The organism is Brevibacterium linens ATCC 9172, assembly GCF_900169165.1.
Taxonomy (GTDB): Bacteria; Actinomycetota; Actinomycetes; order Actinomycetales; family Brevibacteriaceae; genus Brevibacterium; species Brevibacterium linens.
Map to the genome: position 1 here is coordinate 82509 of NZ_FXYY01000011.1, position 19871 is coordinate 102379.

Annotated in this window: 9 protein-coding genes; 3 read left to right on the forward strand and 6 right to left on the reverse strand. The window is 65.2% G+C overall.

All coding sequences use genetic code 11. The features are described from left to right. Positions 1-73: 73 nt before the first annotated feature. The 6 genes from BLIN9172_RS10335 to BLIN9172_RS10360 all read right to left on the reverse strand — a co-directional run bounded on the left by BLIN9172_RS10335 (position 74) and on the right by BLIN9172_RS10360 (position 16368). Entirely contained in the window at positions 74-2425 is a 2352-nt protein-coding gene (locus tag BLIN9172_RS10335) for an ATP-binding cassette domain-containing protein (RefSeq protein ID WP_101555000.1), read from the reverse strand. Beyond that, positions 2422-3351: an ABC transporter permease gene (locus BLIN9172_RS10340; protein WP_170286889.1), complete on the reverse strand. Its 930-nt coding sequence runs from the start codon at positions 3349-3351 to the stop codon at positions 2422-2424. The genes BLIN9172_RS10335 and BLIN9172_RS10340 overlap by 4 nt, the downstream gene beginning before the upstream one ends. Further along, entirely contained in the window at positions 3348-4871 is a 1524-nt protein-coding gene (locus BLIN9172_RS10345) for an ABC transporter substrate-binding protein (RefSeq protein WP_170286888.1), read from the reverse strand. Before BLIN9172_RS10345 ends, BLIN9172_RS10340 begins: the two co-directional genes overlap by 4 nt. Next, on the reverse strand, positions 4868-13348 hold the full coding sequence (locus BLIN9172_RS10350) for a type I polyketide synthase (protein WP_101555003.1): 8481 nt from the start codon (positions 13346-13348) through the stop codon (positions 4868-4870). The genes BLIN9172_RS10345 and BLIN9172_RS10350 overlap by 4 nt, the downstream gene beginning before the upstream one ends. After that, positions 13345-14364, reverse strand: a complete 1020-nt coding sequence (locus BLIN9172_RS10355) for a class I SAM-dependent methyltransferase (RefSeq protein WP_170286887.1) — start codon at positions 14362-14364, stop codon at positions 13345-13347. Before BLIN9172_RS10355 ends, BLIN9172_RS10350 begins: the two co-directional genes overlap by 4 nt. Before the next feature lie 423 nt (positions 14365-14787). Then, complete coding sequence (locus BLIN9172_RS10360; protein ID WP_240812042.1) at positions 14788-16368, reverse strand: hypothetical protein; 1581 nt, start codon at positions 16366-16368, stop codon at positions 14788-14790. A 161-nt stretch (positions 16369-16529) separates the two neighbouring features. Between BLIN9172_RS10360 and BLIN9172_RS10365 the strand changes: the two genes are divergently transcribed. The 3 genes from BLIN9172_RS10365 to BLIN9172_RS10375 all read left to right on the forward strand — a co-directional run bounded on the left by BLIN9172_RS10365 (position 16530) and on the right by BLIN9172_RS10375 (position 19871). Beyond that, positions 16530-17720, forward strand: coding sequence for a YbfB/YjiJ family MFS transporter (locus BLIN9172_RS10365; RefSeq protein WP_101555005.1), 1191 nt, complete (start codon positions 16530-16532; stop codon positions 17718-17720). Positions 17721-17904: 184 nt separating this feature from the next. Then, positions 17905-18819, forward strand: coding sequence for a YceI family protein (locus BLIN9172_RS18740; protein WP_101555006.1), 915 nt, complete (start codon positions 17905-17907; stop codon positions 18817-18819). 128 nt (positions 18820-18947) lie between these two features. Further along, entirely contained in the window at positions 18948-19871 is a 924-nt protein-coding gene (locus BLIN9172_RS10375) for an LCP family protein (protein ID WP_101555007.1), read from the forward strand.

The window sequence follows — 19871 nt, forward strand, 5'->3', positions numbered from 1 at the left end:
CTCACGCGGTTGGGGCCGGGGCTCCCTGCGTCGGAGAGCGTGAGTGTCGGAGAGTGTGAGTCCAGGCGAAGGTCTACTTCGAGTGGGGACTCGTTGAGTCTGCCCAGGCGATCACAGTGTCTGCGCTGGCCGCGAGTTCCTCATCGTGGGTCGCGACGAGGATGCCCTTCCCTTTCCGCGCCTCCTCACGCAACAAGGCAGCGACCGCCCGACGCATCCGTGGGTCAAGGGCGGAAGTCGGCTCATCGAGCAGGACCAATGGTGCGCTGGTGAGTAGTGCGCGGGCAAGTCCTGCGCGTTGCCGTTCTCCTCCGGAGCATTGCCCTGGTCTGCGAGCGGCGACGGACGGACCGATCTCCAGCCGCGCCAGCATGTGTGCGGCCCGTTCGCGTGCCTGCGCACCGTCGATGCCCTCGCTCAGACGCACGTGGTCGATGATCTGTGAGAGGAGTCGACGTCCGGGGTTGAAGGCTGTGGCACTGTCTTGGATCATGAGCGAGGTTCCACGGGGAGTCACGCCTCCCGTACTCGGCAGCCCATTGCCCGAGACTTCGACCTCTGCAGGCGGAGCCTCGGCAGCCAACCTGCGCAGAAGGCTGCTCTTGCCTGTACCTGACGCCGCCAGCAGCGCGACGACCTCGCGCTCGCGGACCACGAGGTCCAGTGGGCCCAGAGTCGTCGATGTCGCTCGAGGCCCGGCGATGGCGCCGCTTCGGTCATCTCTCTCGGGTTCTGCGACGGCCACGGTCACGGAAGTCCACTGCCCGAGGAGACTGCCTGCATCCCGGTCTTGTCGCCGCGCGGCAGAACCTCCCGGTGGAGGCAGAGTCCTCACGGGCTGTCCGGAGTTCTGCAGAGGGTGGGCGAACGTGACCACACCGTCCGAGACTTCGGCGACAGCGGTCGCAATGGTGTCCAACCACGAGCGCTGGTGGCTGACGATGATGGCCGCTCCCCCGCCGGCTGTGAATCGCGCGAGTTCGTCCGTGACGACGGCTGCCGTTGTCGGATCAAGCCCCGCGGTGGGTTCGTCGAGGACGAGCAGTCGGGGCTGGCCGGCAAGTGCGCGCGCAAGGGAGACTCGGGCCGCCTGTCCGCCGGAGATCTGCCCTGCCTGCCTCCCGGCCAAATGCGGGCTGAGGCCCAAACGGCTCAGGAGCGCAATGCTGTCGATGTCGCGACGCCCGTCTGCGATGACTCTCGACACACTCAGCCGAGCGTCGATGGTGCGTTTCGGGTCCTGTTCCGACCAGCCGATCGACTTCCGCCGTGCTCGTGCCCTGCCGCCTTCGGTCGCTGGCGGATCGGCCCCCAGGAATCTGAATGTTCGGGCGGATACAGGCGTGCCCAGAGGCGGTGCCAGTGCCAGGGTTTCGATCAGTGTCGTCTTCCCTGCTCCACTCGGCCCATGGATTCCGATGATCTCTCCTGGATTCAGCCGCAGCCTGTCCACTCGCAGAAACGGCTCTGACGCGGCCCCTATGACGAGTTCTTCGACGTCGAGGACGGGCTCGTACCCATTGCCGTGTTCGGCTTCTCCGGTGTGACCATCCACACGCAGATGGCTGTGACCGCCTCGCGCTCCGGCGCTGGGGGCCAGAGCTCTGGCGTAGGTGTCGAATCCCATCAGAAGGGAGGCGCTGACCAAGGCCAGCGCTGCGGCCGGCAATGCAACGGACTGCGGTGCGAGCAGGATGCCCGGCAGGTTCTCTCGCACCATGACCGCCCAATCCGGAGTCGGTGGCGGTGGTCCGAATCCGAGGACGTGGAGACCGGCGAGGAGCTGAAGACTCGCCAGCACTCGGACGGCCATATCCGCAAGCACCGTGGAACTGAGCGCTGGGATGAGCTCGACGATGCCGATGCGCGCCGCACTGTCTCCACGTCGCTGTGCCAGACGGATGAACTCGGCATCATGCAGCCGCCCTGCGGAGGCGCGGACGATCCTTGCAGACAGGGGCGCGCCGAGGACCAGCATGCCGACCGCCACCGCTGCGATCGACGGCAGGAAGGTCGCGGCACAGAGGACGACGACGGTGCCGGGAAGCGCCATGGCAGTTGCCGTGACAGTGCCGAGGGCACGGTCGATCCAGCGCACTCGGAAGGCAAGCAATCCGAGGACGACCCCACACGCGGAAGCCGTGATGCCGATGGGGATGCTGCCGAGCACCAGCTGCCGTCCACCGGCGATTGTGCGTGAGAACACGTCACGGCCGAGAGCATCAGTGCCGACCAGGGTGCCCGGTGCCGGGGACCACGGAGCGCCGATGACCGCGCTGGTTGACACAGGAGCGAAGGCAGGACCGATGACGGCGATCACCATGACGAGGCACACGAGCATTGTGGGTGCGCCATAGCGGGTGCAGACACGAGCGAATGACAGCAGTGTGCCGCGCCGCAGTGGTCCGATCCTGAATGCAGTCATCGCAGCCGCGTCCGTGACGTGAGCAGATCGGCAATCAGCAGCACAGCCAGGGAGATTCCGACGATGACGAGGCCGAGCCCCTGCACCATCGGAGTGTCCCTGGCTGAAACCGCTGCGACAAGCGCCTGTCCCGCGCCCGGGTAGGCGAGCAGCGATTCGACGATGGCAGTTCCGCCGAGCACCCCGACGCTGAGGAGTGCGGCCACTTGGGTCACAGGTTCAAGCCATCGAGGGAGGACGTGGGCCGTGAGAATGTGGAACGCCGGGGCTCCTCTACGACGTGCTGCGACGACGAGATCGGTCGAGAGCAGATCGTCGGCACTTCCCCGCAGCATTCTCGCACCCCATGCCGCGTTCGGCAGAGCCAGGCACAGGACCGGCAGCAGAAGGATCGATGGGTCAGCCCAGACCGGCTGCCCTGGTTCGGGCAGCGATACTGGGGGCACAAGCTGTGCAGCTGCAGACAGCAGCAGCACAAGCCCCACGATGAGGACGATCTCGGGAAGACCGGTGAGCAGAGAGACGAGGACGGAGACCTGTGTGCCGACAATGCGACCGCGCCACCATGCCAGGATCAGCGCTGTGACAGCAGCCAAGGCGACGGCCAGGACTGCGGCAGGGATCGCCGCCGCCAAGGTCAGTGCCGTTCGGCTGAGCACGCGCGGCAGCACCGGTGTCTCATCGATGAGGCTGGTCCCCAAATCTCCGTGGAACACCCCCGCCCACCATGACACGAGGCGCAGGAGGATCGGCGCATCGAGGCCCCGTTGTGTCCGGAGTGCTTCGGCTCGCTGCTGGTCGGGACCGGCTGCGGAGTCGGCGAAGTCTCCTGGCAGCACCTCAGTGAGCAGGTACAGACCGGTGACGACGACGATCAGAGTGCCCGCCCACCGGGCGATCGGGCTGAGCACTCCCCGAGCGATCACGAGGAGATCGTGACCTTGCTGACGTCGTATCGGCTGCCGCTCTTGGGCAGGTCGGAGACCTTCTTGCTCTTGAGACTGATGCTGTCGCCGAAGCCCCAGACCACCCAGCCGCCTTCAGCGGCCATGCGCCGGTGGAGACTGCCGATGAGTTCTGCCCGCTTCGCCTCATCAGTGGCGGCCATGGCTTTCTCATAGACGGAGTCGAAGTCCTTGTCCTTCCAACCGGTCTCCGAGAACGAGGAGGTCGAGAGCACGGTGGCGCGCACCAGCGAGGAGAACGTTGTCGAATCGATCGCGTAGTATCCGACGGTGAACGGTTCGACCGTGTAGGCCTCACTCCAATAGGTGTCCGGTGCGTGCTCCTTGATCTCCACGGTGATTCCGACTTCGGACAGCTGCTCTTTGGCCAGTGCGGCCAGAGGCTTCATCGCCGGATATGACGAAGACGTGTGCAGGATGGTGTCGAATCCGTCCGGGTGGCCCGCTTCGGCCAGAAGCTTCTTCGCCTTCGGGATGTCCCGAGTGACGGCGGGGACATCGTTCGGGACATCGGGATCGTTGAGGCGGATGGTGTCGCGGCCGACAGTGCCGTAGCCGAGATAGATCTGGTCGACGAGCGCCTGACGGTCGAGGGCGAGTTTGATCGCGGTGCGCACCCGTTCGTCGTCGAACGGCTTCGTATCCACGCGCAGAAGGAGCGGCACGGCTTCGGCACCGGGGCGGGTGACGACATCAGCATCGTCAGCAGCGGATTTCGCTGCAGCCGGCACGATTCCGATGGCCACGTCGATTCTTCCGCCGGTGACGGCCTGGCTCATCGCCTGGGGGTCTGAGAAGCCTCGGATCTCGAGTGCGTCGACGCCGGGTGCACCGCCCCACCAGTCACCGTGGGCGGACAGTTTCGCTCCGGAGTCGTCGAGTGTCTGCAGGATGAAGGGCCCGGATCCGACCGGCTTGCTGAAATCCTCTGTTCCGTCTTGGACGATGAAGCTTCCGAGAGTGAGGGCCAGTGGAAGCTCCGAGTCGGGCGAGCTGGTGGCCAGCCGCAGTGTCGTGTCGTCGACCACAGAGCTCTTCTTGATGTCGATCGTTCCGATGCGCCCACCGTTCTCGTCTGCTTTGTCGACGATACGGCGGAGGCTGTAGAGGACATCCGCGGCTGTGACGGAATCACCGTTGCTGAACACGGCGTCATCGCGCAGCTTCAGCACCCACTCTGTCGCGTCGTCGTTGGCACTCCAGGAGGTGGCCAATGCGGGCGCTGGTGCACCCTCAGCGTCTTTGACTGCGAGCGTGTCGTAGATGGCGGTCAGGCGGGCCCAGTCGGATTCGGCGAAGAGCTCGCCGTGGGGATCGCTGACTGCGGAGGCGCCGCTGCTGATGGCACCCAAGCGCAGAGTGTCTCCGCCGGACCCGGCTGTCCCACCGCCGCTGTCGCAGGCGGCCAAGAGAAGCGGCAGGGATACTGCGGCGCTGAGGCCGAAGAAGCTCCGTCGGGTGTGGTCGGTCTGGTTGGTCATTGATTCTCCATTGTCGTATCTGCTGGGTGTGCTTCGGCGCCCGCGCGGACCTCCGAGACATCGGAGAGGAATGCCGCGATCGTGCTGGCGGCTTCCTGGATCGCGGGTGTGCGCACTATCGAGTAGTGATGAGCCGGGACATCGGTGATGCGGAAGGTTCCTGCCACCCATGGCGACCAGCCGAGGTCCGCATCGGTCGAGTCGTCGACTCCCATGCCTTCCGCTGAGTTTCGGGGTGATTCGTCGCCTGCACGGATGAGCAGGACGGGTACGTCGGCGTCGAGGCGGCGCGCACTTTGGCCCGCCAGTGCCTCCATATGACGTGCGAAGACGGCGAAGCGGTTGTCGAGAGCTTCGCCTCTCGGCAGCGCTCCATGATCGGCCAGCGACGCAGCAAGGCTTTCCCACTGGGTATGGGGGCCGAGATCCAGTCCCAGGTAGGCCTCGATCGACCGCAGCTGGCGCAGCTTCTGGACATCATCGGCATCAGCGTCGCTGAGTCCGCGCAGGGCGATGATCCGCTCCGGCGCGTTCGAGTCGAGCATGAGGACTGCATCGACGTCTCCGCCGTGATCGCGGATGCGGCAGGCGAGCTCATGGGCCATCGTGCCGCCCATGGACCACCCTCCAACTGTCCAGGGGCCGTCCGGTTGGATGCTGCTGATCATCGTCCGGTACGTCTCCACCATCTCCGGGATGGTGCGGGGCATCGGGTGCCCGTCGAGTCCGGGATCTGCGATCGCGATGACCGGTCTGGTCGTCTCGAGGTTGCGTGCGAGCTCGACATAGCAGAGGATGTCACCGCCTGAGGGATGGAGGAGGAATATGGGGCGTCCGGTTCCGGCTCGCAGTTCGAATATCGATTCCTCGGTGGGCAGGGGCGACTGTTGAGCCATCGCTTTCGCCAGGCCCGATGGTGTCGGTTCGGGGAGGAACTCACGTGGGCTGACTCGGGTTCCGAGCCTGTCGTGCACGGACGCGAGCATGCGCACTGCCATGAGCGAGTCCCCGCCGAGTGTGAAGAAGTCATCGGTGGGACCCGGATGCACAGGAAGGTCGAGCATAGTGGCCCACAGCTCGGCGATGCGTGGAAGCATCCGCCGATCCACCGCGTCGGAGCTGCAGACTTCCGGGGAGGCCGAGATGGGGGCGCGCTCATATGAGCCTTCGAGCGTCGTTGCTGAGGACAGCCGCACCTTCTCGACCCATGATGAAGGCTCCAGCAGTGTGCGGATGGCATCGGCGACATGATCGAGGATCTGGCCGGGCACACCCTCGGCGAGCATTTCATCGACCGAAGCCAGGGAGGCGATGAATTCTCCTTCGAGTTCGAAGACCCGCAGTTCGAGCTCAACCTGCGGCGTGCGGATGTCCTGGTGGAAGTCGGCAAGGTGAACGTGACCGAACGGCCCGAGGTCGGTGACCGGTTCCCCGCCGAGTGCTGAGTCCATTCCGAGTGTCGATTGGAACACCACTGGTGCGATCGGAGACGAGGAGCCTGTGCGTCGTGAGACTTCTCGACCGATGTCGACGGCAGTGATCTGGTCACGACGTGCGCACTCGTCGATCTGTCGCCCGACTGTGTGTATGAGCTCGGCGAGGGTCTCGTCGTCTTTCAGCCGCAGCGGCAGCAGCGCGGTGCGGGAGAACGCGCCGATGAGGCGGTCGACATCGGCATGCAGGGGGATCCGGTTGTGCTGCATCGAGTTCAGCAGGATCTCCTGTTGACCTGTCACCTGGTTGAGTGCGAGAGCGAAGACCGTGAGGACTGCGGTTGCTGGTGTGAGTTCGTGGCTCCGACAGTTTTCGCGCAGGTCTCGCCACGCATCCGGTGAGAGTCGGAACTCTCGCATCGTCATCCACTGAGCGGAAGCACTCTTCTCTTCGCTGCGGGGAAGACGGGGCGCGGCGGGCAGCTCGTCCAGCTGGGCGAACCACCACCGGCGGTGCTCTTCTCGCTGCGTGCTCGGTTCTCGCTCGAGCGCTTCCACATAGTCGCCGAAGTCGATGGCGAGCGGAGGCTCGGCTGCGCCCGGGTCGGCCAGCTGGGCGAAGAGCTCACGGTCGTAGAGGGATGCTGACCATCCGTCCATCGCGAGCAGGCTCGAGGACACGTGAAGGCGGGCGCGAGTGCCTCCGAGCAGGACGACTGCAACGTGGACAGCTCCGTCTGACAGAGGGTTGGGTCCGTTGAGGGCCCACTGGGTGCGCAGCTGATCGAGGGCCGCTGCGGGGTCGTCATCGTCACGCAGGTCGATGACATCGACGTGTGTGAGACCGGAGGAGTCTTCTGGTTCGCGCAGACGCTGAGTGCCGTTGGGCAGAACCTCAACGCAGAGCATCGGCTGATGAGCGGCCACCGCATCGGCGGCGTTCCTCAGGCGCGTACGCAGCTCATCCGTGTCCGGCGTTGCCGTCGGCAGGGTGAGTTCGACGTCGGTGGAGACGTGAGCGGTGCTGTAGGAATTCTCCCAGCCTCCTGTCTGCCCGACGAAATAGCCCTGCTGCAGCGGCAGCAGTCTGAAGGGCGCATGGGCGTCGGGCCGTCGCTCCAGTGCTGCCGACGGGCTGCTCACATCCTCACCTCCGTCCTGGACGGTCAGGAGCGTGGCGATCTCGTCGACTGTGAGATCCGCGCGGACTTGGTTGAGCGGCAGGCTCACTCCGGTGCTTTCACGCAGAGCGGAGGCCATGCGCACGGCCAGGAGAGAGTCTCCGCCGAGGCTGAGGAAGCTCTGCTCACTGATGTCATCCTCGTCGACCCCCAGCAGATCCGACCAGATCTCGACGATGGTGGCGGTGAGGTCCGTGGTCTCGGTGTCCGACGAGGCCGGTGAGGACTCCTCCGAGCTGCTGGCGGCGGTGAAGAGGTCGGTGTAGATCGTGAAGATTTCGCGTGCGCGAGCGAGGTCGATGACCGTATCGCAGACGTCCCACTGCAGGATGAGTTCGCCGCGATGGTCATAGGCCTGGTGGTCGAGCCACACCTGCGGTGTCTGGCTCACTCCGCAGACCTGCGTGCCCAACCACTCATGGTCATGGGGCTCGCGACCGCCGAGCTGATCGAGGCCGAGCATCGAGGTGAAGACGACCGGCACGTTCTGTGAGCGTCCTCGCTGCCTGCTCCATTCGGTGAGGACTTCGATTCCGCTGAAGGATCGGTGGTCGAGGTCATCGATCAGCGTGTCCTGCGTGCGGGAAGCGGATTCCCACAGGTCGTGGCGGCTCAGATCGTCAGCATCGTGGCCGTCCTGGCCTGTGGGTTCTGCGGCTTCGTGGATGAGCATCGTTGAGAATTCGCCGACGACAGCATCAACGCCGGGCAGATCAGGTCGGTCGAAGACGCTCATCGTGATGCTGAAGTGTTCAGCTCCGCTCCAGAGCGCGAGAGCTCTCCTGTAGAGGCTGAGAACGAAGGCAGTGGGGGTGACTCTGTGTCGGCCGCAGAGCTCCTGCAGCTGTGACCAGGTGGTTTCGGGGACTGCCGCGCTCAGACGTGTGAAGTGCGGGCGTGAGGTGTCCCCGGTCTTCGTGGTGATGGCTGGAGCGCCCGGCAGAGTGGGGATGCGTGCGGCCCAGTAGTCTCTGGCGGCGTCCCGCCCGCTGGTGTCGACGGGCTTGAGTGCGCGCAGACATTCGGCAAAGCTCGGCGGGGTCGGTCCCAGCTGGGCGTGTGGGTCGCGGTAGAGCGTTTTGACCTCTCGGTCGACGATCATCCAACTGGCCGAGTCGCAGACGAGCACATCGACGGAGAGCAGGATCCGCCACGATCCGTCCGGCAGGGATACGACCACCGGTTGGATGAGAGGCCACACGGCCGGGTCTGCGACACGAGTCGAGAACTTCTCTCGCAGCTGTGCCAGTTCGGCATCAGCGGTTCTGGTGTCATCGATGGTGATGTGAAGCGGTGTCCATGTCGGGTCGAGGTCGCAGATCTCGTGTCTGCCGTCATCGGAGATGACGGCGCGGAGCATGTCGTGGCGTTTGATGACCTCGCGCCAGGCGTGGTCATAGCGGTCGACGTCGATGTCTGGACAGGAGTATTCGAGATAGAAGTGGCAGCCCACACCCTCGCCGTCGGGTTTGGATGGGTCGAGCCCTCGAGTACGTCCCAGCCAATAGGCATACTGGACTCTTGTGAGCTCGAAACCTGACTCGTGTTGCGGATCGGCTCCATCGGACGTGATCTGAGCGACTGCCACTGCGGGAAGAGCGTCCGCTGGGTCGTTCTCCGTTCGATCAGAGGTGGGTGTCGAACTGAAGGGGAGCTGTGTCTCGAGGAGTGCGGCGCACCCGGCGACCGTGGGTGCCGCAAGCAGGTCTTTGAGACGCAAATTGATGTTGTGCTCGGTGCGGAATGCTGCCAGGACGCGCGTGGCGAGGAGAGAATGGCCCCCGAGCGCGAAGAAATCGGCCTCGGGTGAGGCGACTGTGCGTGAGAGGATGCGAGACCAGGTGTCAGCAACGATCTTCTGCCAGCCGTCGAGGTGGGCTGTGCTGTCGACGTCGATGGCCTCGACGATGGTTCGCTGTGTGTCGAGGTTGTTGGAGCGGGAGTTGAGCTCGTCAGGGGAGGCAGCGAGCATGCCGGGCGCCTCCAGCCTCATGACTCTGATGATCGTTGTGACGGCGTCATCGAGGTCGAGGGCGTGACGCATCGAAATCTCTGCTGCGCTGTCCTGCTCGGCGGCGGTGCCGAGGCGGAGCCGATCGAGGTCGAGTGTCGTCCAGCCGGTGCTGTGCGCCAGCCCGTCGAGGAATCGACCGGCCGCGACATAGGCGCCGAGACCGAATCCGCCGATCGTGCCGGCAGCTGACGACAGGAGCAGCACCGTCGGCGTGCAGGGCAGACTGTCCATGGCTTCGACTAGGCGACGGGCGCCGGTGACCTTCGGAGCGAATGCGGCATTGATGCTCGTGTCGTCGAGTTCGGCCAGCGGCGCGAGGTCGACGTGCACGGGAGCGTGGACGATGTGATCGATCGTCCCGTACTGTTCCATGATCGTGGTGAGGCAGTCGCTGTACGCTCCAGGTGCTGAGACATCTGCGATGAGCACCTCTGTGCGGGAGAGGTCGGTGAGAGCCTGCTCTCGATCTGACCCGGGGGCCGGTCGACTGCGGCTGATGAGGATGATGCGTGCCTGAGGGTTCTCGGCTTCGATGCGCCCTGCAAGAGCAAGTCCCACTGAACCGAGGCCACCGGAGATCACCCAGACTCTCGCCTCGACGGCAGCCTCGGGGGCGCGAGCGGGCTGCCAGGGCCGCCAGGTGCGCACCCAGGTGCGGTGATGGCGGAGAGCGCGGTGGGGTGAAGCTGCAGTGGACTGGCGGAAGCGTGTGAGCCCGGCAGCGACGCCCGCCCAATCCGGGTCGTCGGGGTCGAGGTCGATGGTGACCCAATCCAGGTCTTCGACCTCCTGGCCGAGTACACGGACAAATCCCGTGGTCGCTGTGGCGAAAGGATTGATCTCCTCGCCGCCGGTGACATCCTCGGCGCCGACAGTGAGGTGGACGACGCGTTTCAATCCGGAGTTCGGGAGCATCCGGGCGTAGTGGGAGAAGGTGCGGGCTTCGGCGCGCAGAGAGCTTTCGTCCTTAGGCTCGCTGAGGTGGATGAGCATGTGTGCACGCGAGGCGTCGTCGACGATCACGGCACCGAAGTTCCGGAGGTTCTTCCGCAGCTTTTCGGGAACGCTGTCGTTGACGAGGACGCGAGTCTCTTCTTCGATGCTGGGGGCTGACGTGGCCGGTTCGCGGCTCCACGTGGGCGTCTGGAGGGGTTCGTCGGCGCTCGGACTGGTGTGGTCTCCGTCGTGCTGGGCGGATCCGACGGTGTCCTCGGGACCGAGCCGATGGGCGATCCCCTCAGCGGTGCGCTGCCACGGGTACGGCGGCACCGTCACCGCTGCTCGGCGAGGCACCAGACGTTCGAGATCGACGTCGACTCCTCGTGACCACAGCTCAGCCAGGATGCGGTCGAAGGCCCTCTGCGCCCGCACCGACGACCCTGAGTCCTCGGGTGCCGTCCACGCCGTCAGGCAGTCGACCGAGCGCGAGGCGGCACCGGAGATCAGATTTCCGCCGGGGCCAGTCTGGACAAGCAGAGACCGGCGTGGGCCGCTGACCGCCGTGTCAAGGGCTTGGCTGAAGCGGACAGGGGCGCGCAGATGATCGGCCCAATGACCGGCAGGCAGCGGGTGGTCGACGATGGAGCCGTCGATGCCTGTGATCAGCGGCAGCCGTGGTCGGGGGCGAACGAAATCCTCGGTGAGCGCCCGGATCTGCGGGAGGATCGGGTCGACGACGCGCGAGTGGCTGGCCACAGAGACCTTGAGCGTGCGAGAGTCGATGCCTTCGGCTGAGAGGCGGGCGGAGAGTTCCTCGATTGCTCGGTTCGGTCCGGAGACGACACTGAGCATCGGACCGTTGACTGCGGCGAGGTCGACGTCCGGGTGGTCCGGCAGGAGCGCGAGGACATCATCGGCACTCAGCGGAAGGCTCAACATGGCTCCGGCGGGCAGCTCGGCGAACAGCCTGGCCCGCTCGACAACGAGGTGCAATGCGTCTCGGCGGTCCATGGCACCAGCGACGACCGCTGCGGAGTACTCACCGAGGCTGTGGCCGAGCACCGCATCCGGTCGTACGCCGAAGCTTTCGAGCAGGTCGAGGTAGGCGAGTTCGACCGCGGCGAGTGCGGGCAGCCCGACGCGCGTGTCTTCGCCGCCGCGAGCGTCACAGTCGAGTGCGAATCCACGGGGGTCGATGCCGCCGGCGGCCGCGATCATGTCTGCGCACTGATCGAAGCTGCGTGCAAAGACCGGCTGCGTTCGGTGAAGGCCCGCTGCCATTCCTGGATGCTGTGCTCCACCTCCCGGCATGACGGCGACGAGACTCGGTGCCGCAGTGTCGGCGTGTGCGGGCTCTGTGGTCTCTCCGCCGATGATGGCGCGCCGATGCGGGAGGCGGCGCAGCCCGTGCGCGAGGGTGCCGGCAATGTCCCCTGGCGACTCGATCGCAGTGAGTTCACGCACCTGGACGGTGCGCTCTTCGAGTGCTCCCGGATCGGCTGCGCTGATGAGCAGCGGCGGATCGATCGGCCGGGCCTGAGGTTTCTCACGGGCGGCGGCTGCTTCTGCCTGCAGTGACCTCACGAGCACATGGGCGTTGATTCCGCCGATGCCGAATGCGCTGACTCCTGCGATACGTGTCTGAGACTGCCAGGGCCGAGACTGTGTCGCCAAGGTCAACGGTGAGTGCGCCAATGGCAGTTCCGGGTTCGGTTCGTCCGCGTCGAGGGTCGCCGGAATCTGTGCATGGGAGACGGCGAGGACCGCTTTGATGAAGCCGGCGACCCCGGCGGCGGAATCGGTGTGCCCGATCGAGGACTTCACGGACCCGAGCGCGCACCACGGTGTGTCGGTGCGGCCGAACACCTCGTTGATGGCGCGGACTTCGATCGGATCACCGAGCATCGTTCCGGTGCCGTGGCCTTCGATGAGTTCAACCTCGTCGGGATCGATTTCAGCGGCCGCCAGTGCTTCAGCGATGACGCGCGCCTGCCCGCTGACGGAGGGCGCGGCGAAGCCGACCCGATCGAGTCCGTCATTGCCGATGGCGCTGCCGGCGACAACTGCGTGGATCGGGTCCGAGTCGGCGATCGCATCGCTGAGGCGCCGCAGGACAACTGCTCCCGCCCCCTGGGTGAAGACCGTGCCGCTCGCATCTCTGCCGTAGGCGCGAGTGCGCCCATCACGGGAGAAGGGGCCGTCCGGGACGCAGAGGTACCCGTGGTTCTGGGGCAGCCGCAGTGAGACCCCGCCGGCGATTGCGGTGTCGCACTGGTGGGACAGCAATGCTTCTGCAGCCAGATGGATCGCAACGAGAGATGTGGCGCACGTGGCTCCGAGGCTCACTGTTGGTCCGTCCAGGCCCAGCAGCCATGCGATGCGAGCAGGAAGGTAGTCGCCGACGTTGAGTCCGTGCAGGTGAAGGCTGTTGATGGGATCCGCTCCGCCGGTGGGATGGAAGCGATCGCCGAGGTTGTCGATGAGGTGATGCGAGAACGCCTGACCGGCATAGACACCGACTGTGCCGCGGTGTCCCGGCTGAGCCAAACCAGCGGCTTCCAGTGCTTCGATGCTGCATTCGATGAGGATCCTCTGCTGCGGGTCCATCAGCCGCGCTTCGGTCTCGGAGAGTCCGAGACCGGCGGTGTCGAACTGCGTGGGTGCTTCGAGGCGTCCGCTCACGGGCACGTAGTCGGGGTGAGAGATGAGACGATCAGGTACGCCTGCTGTACGCAGCTCCTCGGCGGTCAGTGTCTCGACTCCCCTGGCACCTGTGCGGATCAGATCCCAATAGGCGTCGAGGGAAGGCGCTGAGGGGAACCTGCAGCTCATGCCGACGACGGCGATGGTCTCGTCTGCCTGGTCGGGCTCAGAGGCTCCGAGGTGGTGGACGTGCTGTTGTTCCTTCACTGTGCTGGCTCCTGTCGGCGTCGGGTGTGCCACATATGCTGGTCATATCGGGCAATGGGGTGATCGCTGCCGGGCCCGGGCCAGACTTCGAGCACGGTCCACCCTGTGGCTTCGAGGGCTTGGGACCATTCGTGTGCGGTCAAGAGGATTCGCCCGGTCTCTGCGCGATCGCCGCCGATGCCCGGCCCCGGTGGCGGCGGTGACATGAGGAAGCGCATGGAGATGAGCAGTGGAAGGTGCTCCGTGCCGGTTTCGATGAGCGCGAATTCTGCATCGGTGCGGACGAGTTCTGTGATCGCAGACAGCGCCGACTGCACATTGCGAGCATTGTGCATGACATTGGCGGCGATGACGATGTCGATGTCTCCGACCAGTCCTGGCAGCTGGGCCTGCAGCTCGCTCAGCGGTGCGTTGATGTCGAGCACACCGCTGGTGAAGCCGCTGCGTCCAGCACACCGGCTGAGTGCTTCATGAGTGAATGCGTGTCCGATATCAGTGAAGTGATAGGTCAGAGGCAGATCATCGACGGCGTCGAGGATGATGTCGGTGGTGCCTCCGACTCCTGCCCCGATCTCGAGGATCGCGGGCGTGCGGGCCTCGTCGAGTATCTGCAGACAGCGCCGCCTGACTGCGGATGCGGTTTCCGCGTTGACGTGCTGACTGGCTGTGTTCGACTGGTAGATCTCTGCTGTGATGTCGTCTCCGTCGAAAAGGAGACTGTGCACGGTGATCTCGCCGGCGAGCAGTTCGGGCAGATGGCGCCAGCAGGAGGCGAAGAACTGCGTCAGGGCTGTTCCTGTGGGTTGATCGGCAGTCAGATCCAGTGCCTGAGACCACAGAGCGTCGACGTCGCCGCGCGAGGGAGGGGTGATGCGCCACTGCGAAGCGTCGTCGCTCAGGAAGCCCGCAGCGATGAGTTCGCTGATCCACCGGGCTGCGACAGACCGGTGTTCTGCGGCGATCCCGTCCGCCGCAGCAAACTGCTCAGGTGCGGCCGTGCCCAGTTCAGAGACCATGCAGGCCATGCTCGCCAGTGCCGCCTCGTCCCGCGCCCGATCAAGTCGAATCTCCCGATTCTCAGCGCTCGTTGAATGCTGCGGAGGCGCATCGCGATGCTCGATCATAGGCGACTCCCCCGGAAACGTTATTGATAATGCTTATTATTATTAACAGCCTTCCGAGAATGCAAGTTGATTCGATTGGAGCGCCCGTACTCCTCGCCTGGGCTCAAAAAGACTCCGGCACAGGGGCCAAGGCCCGACAGCAGGAGCGACGGCCCGACTGCAGCGGCCAGGATCAGATTGCGGGCGCAGGGCGGGAAGCGAGGGGCTCACAGTGGATCCGAGGGCCTCGCAGTTAGCCGGTGATCTTCAGCACCAGTGCCGGGTAGGCCAGAGACTCAGCTCCGATATCTCGTGCCGTTGGGCACTGAACGGGATCTACTTTTTCGTCATGACGAACACCGTGACGGAGCTTCCCGCGATGTCGATGTTCAGTTCGCTGCCGTCGGAACCCGCAGACGCGCTTGCCGTCGAAGTCTCGACCGCCCCACTGAACGGCACATCAGCCGGCAGCGGGTTCGCCGGCACCACCTGAGTCGCGTTCTTCACGTCGTTCGAGGCCCCATACACCTGCGAGGCCGAATCGACAGCAAACCCCGACGGCATCCCCAGCGTCACGGGATTCCCACCCACCGACGCCGCATCGTTCGCATTGATCACCGTCGTCACCAGAGTCTTGCCGTCGTTCTTCACCACGGTGTAGGCGCTCATATTCCCACCACCAGACACCGAAGTCTGAGTGAAATGCCCGCCGACGCTCGGCACCAACAGCCGCAGCCCCAACATATTCGGACGAACTTGAAACGCATTCGACCGGTCCCCGAGTTCGGCCGGATCGCAGATGAGCGACATCGGCGCTCCCCCATTGCACGCACCGAGCATCGAATGCATGGCCATGCGCTCGACGCCGAGCGTGGCCGCATACAGCGTGTAATCAGCCGCCCACAACGCCGAAGCGTTCGTCAGCGACGTGTCATTCGTCCCCGGGCAGCTCGTCGGCCCGGTCTCCTCCAGCCACAGCGGCACACCGGCCGCATCGGCCTTGGACTTCCCGATTCCGAGGTTCTTCTTCGCCGCCTCCTTCGCCAACGGGACGATGAGGTTCGGCGCCTGCGGACCGCGACCGGGCACCTTCGACGAATCACAGTCGTAGAGCTGATACCAATGCTGCGCAAGCGCGGTCTTGTTCTTGACATCAGAGTCCAAGAAAGCCGTCATCCACGCCCCGTCGTAGACATCGGGACCGATGATCGGCGCCTCGGGCCGTTTGGCATGGATCGCCTTGGCATACGCCTCGAGCTGACCCACGTACTTGTCTTCGTTCCAGCCATCCTCCCGGACGGCACCGTCGGGAACATCGTCGACGGTATAGCCATTGGGTTCATTCCCGATCCCCAGACCGATGAGCGAATCGCCGAGGATGTCGACCGCATGCGCGGCCATGTCGGCTCCCCGCTCCGGATCGTAAGTGCCGAGGGGCACGCCGAGGGTGACCGTCGACCCGGTGGCGTCGACGAGCTTCTTCAGTCTCTTGAGGTCATCAGGAGTGATCGTGGTCTTCTCGCCGTGCTTCGGCGCCTCCCCCTTCGACGTCCAGAACGTCCTCCGGTCGAGGGCATTGCCGGCGAACCGCAGCGCCGGAGACCCGAGCGCGTTCAGCTGCTCGTCGAGGTTGGACTTCGCCGGGTCGAGCCGCGGGTCGGCAAGGTCGGTGGCTTCGAAGGAGACTCCGATGTTGTCGGACCTGAAGCTCGGTCCCGTCTGTTCAGCGGTCGCGGTGATCGATGCGGCATCGCCCGAGGCGCTGTCAACATTCGCCTGCTCGAATTCGGTCGGCGTGGGGCTCGGCTCCGGGGACTGGTTCGAGGACGACGAACCGTCCGGATCGAACCATGAACATCCCGACAGCACGAGGGCCAGCGCCACCACGCTGCCCTGGATACTCCTTCTGAGGTTCACTCCGATAACTCTGCCCTGTCCCCGCAGAATCGACAACTTCCACAGTGCCTTCGAGAGGCCTCCTGTCCGAATCCCCACCCGCCGAGGCACCCGCCCCGCGCTCATGGCATCGTAAGGGTGGAGCCCACGCCACCTGAGCCCACCCGAGGAGAGGACCCGCCGTGCCCGATAGCATCGCCAGGCCCTCCTTCACCCCCGTCCGCGGGGCGCTCGGCCTCTCGGTGGCGATGGGCATGGGCCGCTTCTTCTACACGCCGGCCCTGCCGCTCATGGTCGCCGCCCTCCACTGGAGCTCGGCGCCCGGTGCATGGATCGCGACCCTGAACTACGTCGGCTACTTCATCGGCACCCTCGTCATCGCCCAGGGCTGGGTCGAGCCCAACCGCTTCGTCTACCGCCTCAGCCTCATCGTCTCCACGGTCGGCCTCGCCGCGGTCGCCCTGACCCCGAATCTCATCTGGCAGGGCGGCATCCGCACGATCGCCGGAATCGCCTCGGGGCTGATCTTCGTGTGCGTGACCCAACGCATTCCCGCGAACTCCCTGAAGCCCCGCGACGGCGGCATCTCCTACGGCGGAGTCGGCTTCGGCATCCTCGTCTCCGGAGCCATCGTGTTGATCGCCGGCAGCTTCGCCGATTGGCGGCAGCTATGGCTCATCTGCGCGGCCGTGTCCGCGATCTTCTCCATCATCGCCTGGACCTGGCCGATCCCGGCCCGGATCCCACAGAACCCCACCCCCACCGAGGCGGCCGCCCCGACCGAGACCGACACCGACGATCCCGCCGAGGCAGCCACCCGCTTCGACGCCAACCGTCGCCGAGCTATGGCGATCCTCTCCACAGGCTACTTCTTCCAAGGGGGCGGCTACATCATCATCGGCACCTACCTCGTCGTGCTCGCCGGTCCCGTTTTCGGAGCCACCGCGGCCGCCTCGACGTGGCTCATAGCCGGGATCGCCACCGCAGCCTCTCCCCTGACCTGGTCAGCGGTCGCGGCCCGCATCGGCACGGTCAAGGCACTGACGCTCTGCTACTGCCTCCAGGTCTTCGGAGCCCTGCTCGCGGTCTTCGGATCCTCACCGGTCGTCCTCATCATTGCCGCTGCCCTCTTCGGCTTCACCTTCATCGGTGTGGTCATGATGACGATCGGCGTCGGCACGCAGCTGGGTGTCGCGAACGCCTCGGCGAAGCTGACCTCGTGGTACAGCATCGGTCAGATCGTCGGGCCGGCCATCGTCGCAGCGGCTCTGAGCGAGCACATCGCCGCCGCCTTCATCGCCTCGGCGATCGCGTTGGCCATCGCCATGGCGCTGACCTTGGTCGGGGTCCTCGCCGGCAACGTCGATCGGTGATGCGACCCACCGCAGGACGCCGCCATCGCCTCACCAGCCCGCACCGAAGTGGCACACACCCGACCGCCCGTGTAAGACTACGTAGGCGATTGCTCATTCAATGATCACTTGATCAGCGAATGAGCACACCGACTACGACAGCCTCCCCTGCAGGAGCGCGGAGGAACCGAAGGAGCTATCCCCCATGACAGAAACTCCTGGGATCACAGGTCATTGGGACATCGATCCCTCACATTCTCGACTGGGATTCTCCACACGCCACGCCATGGTCTCGCGTGTGCGCGGAGCGTTCAATGATGTCTCCGGTTCGGCCGACATCGCCGAGGATCTCGCCGACTCGACTGCCGAGGTCATCGTCCAGACCGCGAGCGTCGACACCCGCAGCGCGGACCGGGACACCCACCTGCGCTCGGCTGACTTCTTCGACGTCGACGCCTACCCGGAGATCCGCTTCGTCTCCTCCGCCATCGACGAGGTGGACGAAGGCTCCTATATCGTCACCGGTGAGCTGACGATCCGCGACATGACGAAGACCGTGTCGGTTCCGCTCGAGCTCATCGGCGTCGAGACCGATCCCTTCGGCAACCTGCGCGCCGGCCTCGAGGGCTCGCGTCGCATCGACCGCAAGGACTGGGGCGTGACCTGGAATACGAAGCTCGATTCCGGCGGCGTGCTCGTCAGCGACAAGATCACGCTCGAGTTCGAGCTCTCCCTGATCAAGAACCTCGCCGAGGCGGCCCCCGCCGATTCGTCCGAGACTGCTGTCCAGGACGAGGCTCCCTCCGAGACACCGGAGCCCGTCACCGAGGCGACCCCGGCTCCGAAAGCCGACACCGCAGCCCCGCAGCCGGAAGCGCCGGAGTCGGTGACCCCGACCCCAGCCGCTGACGAGACCACCCCTCCCGTGCCGAAGGCGCCCGAAAGCGCAGCATCGGTGGACCCGAAGGCAGAACCTGCCGCCGAGGAGTTCCCTCCCCCGCCGCCGGTCAAGCCCGCCGAAACTCCAGCAGAGAGACCGGCCGAGAAAGCACCTGAGGTCAAGCAGCCGGATGCGCAGTCGTCCGGTGGCGGCCTCGGCAAACTCTTCGGCCTCCGCTGAGCTCAGTAGGCCCGGCCAGCAGCACACAGCAGTCCTCACCGCGGGTGGGATCGGTACGCGTACCGATCCCACCCGCGGCTATTATTGGGACCATCACCGTGTGACCTGACAGAGGAAGTGGGACTGCCATGGCCAAGCTGACGAAGATGGTCTCTGCCATCGGTTCTCTCAAGGACCTCAACGCCGCCCGCGCCGAGTTCGATGACGCGTCGAAGACCATCCCCGCCGAGGCGGCATTCCCGCCCGCCGAGATCCGCCCGCCAGTGGACAATTCCCGCACCCTGATGCTTCGGGTGACGAATCCCGGAAACCTCGCCGAGGTTGCCCCACAGCCATCGAGCCAAGGTGACACGTTCGCGGTCATCCACGTTCCCGCTACCGGAGATTTCGCCGCAGCTCTCGTTCTCAATCCCTCCACTCAGATCGAGGCAGGACAGACTTTCGCGACCATCGCCGACGAGGGCGGGTGGCCGGTTGTCGTCGCCATGGTTGAGGAGTTCCTCGGAGTCCGCATTGATCACATTGCGCAGCTGGATGCAGACGCACTCGGCCGCGTCATCGACGAGCTCGGTGGTCTGCAGGTCTATAGCCGCGCCGCGTTCAACGCGGACGGTACCGACTTCGTTGAGGGGACGAACAACCTCGACGGAGCGACCTCGGCGATTTTCACCGCGGCGGATCCAGTCGATGATGCCGGCCAGACGCGAACTCGCAATCAGCGTGCGGTCGTGCGTGCGCTCGTTCAGGGAATCAAGTCAGGCGGGTTGGTCAAGGACCCGAACAAGGGCGCAGCTGTGCTCGGCCACTACGCGTCGGGCATTCAGCACAATGCCGAGCTGACGACGGGCGAACTCGTCAAGATCGCCAATGGCCTCCGCGCCCTGCAAAATGACGACATCGCGGTGGTCACTGTACCTACGAACTCACGGCGCGAGGATGATGGAACGGTCATCATCGACTTCGATCCCGAGGCGATGCCAGCACTCAAGAACGCGTTGGCTGGCAATGACCTCGCAGACCTCTTCCGCTATCTGGGGTCCCTGGGGTACTGA

What these genes read in the sequence shown, in the direction of transcription:
- BLIN9172_RS10375 (WP_101555007.1), top strand. Translation starts at nt 18,948, where the DNA reads ATGGCCAAGCTGACGAAGATGGTCTCTGCCATCGGTTCTCTCAAGGAC.
- BLIN9172_RS10345 (WP_170286888.1), bottom strand. Translation starts at nt 4,871, where the DNA reads ATGACCAACCAGACCGACCACACCCGACGGAGCTTCTTCGGCCTCAGC.
- BLIN9172_RS10335 (WP_101555000.1), bottom strand. Translation starts at nt 2,425, where the DNA reads ATGACTGCATTCAGGATCGGACCACTGCGGCGCGGCACACTGCTGTCA.
- BLIN9172_RS10355 (WP_170286887.1), bottom strand. Translation starts at nt 14,364, where the DNA reads ATGGTCTCTGAACTGGGCACGGCCGCACCTGAGCAGTTTGCTGCGGCG.
- BLIN9172_RS18740 (WP_101555006.1), top strand. Translation starts at nt 17,905, where the DNA reads ATGACAGAAACTCCTGGGATCACAGGTCATTGGGACATCGATCCCTCA.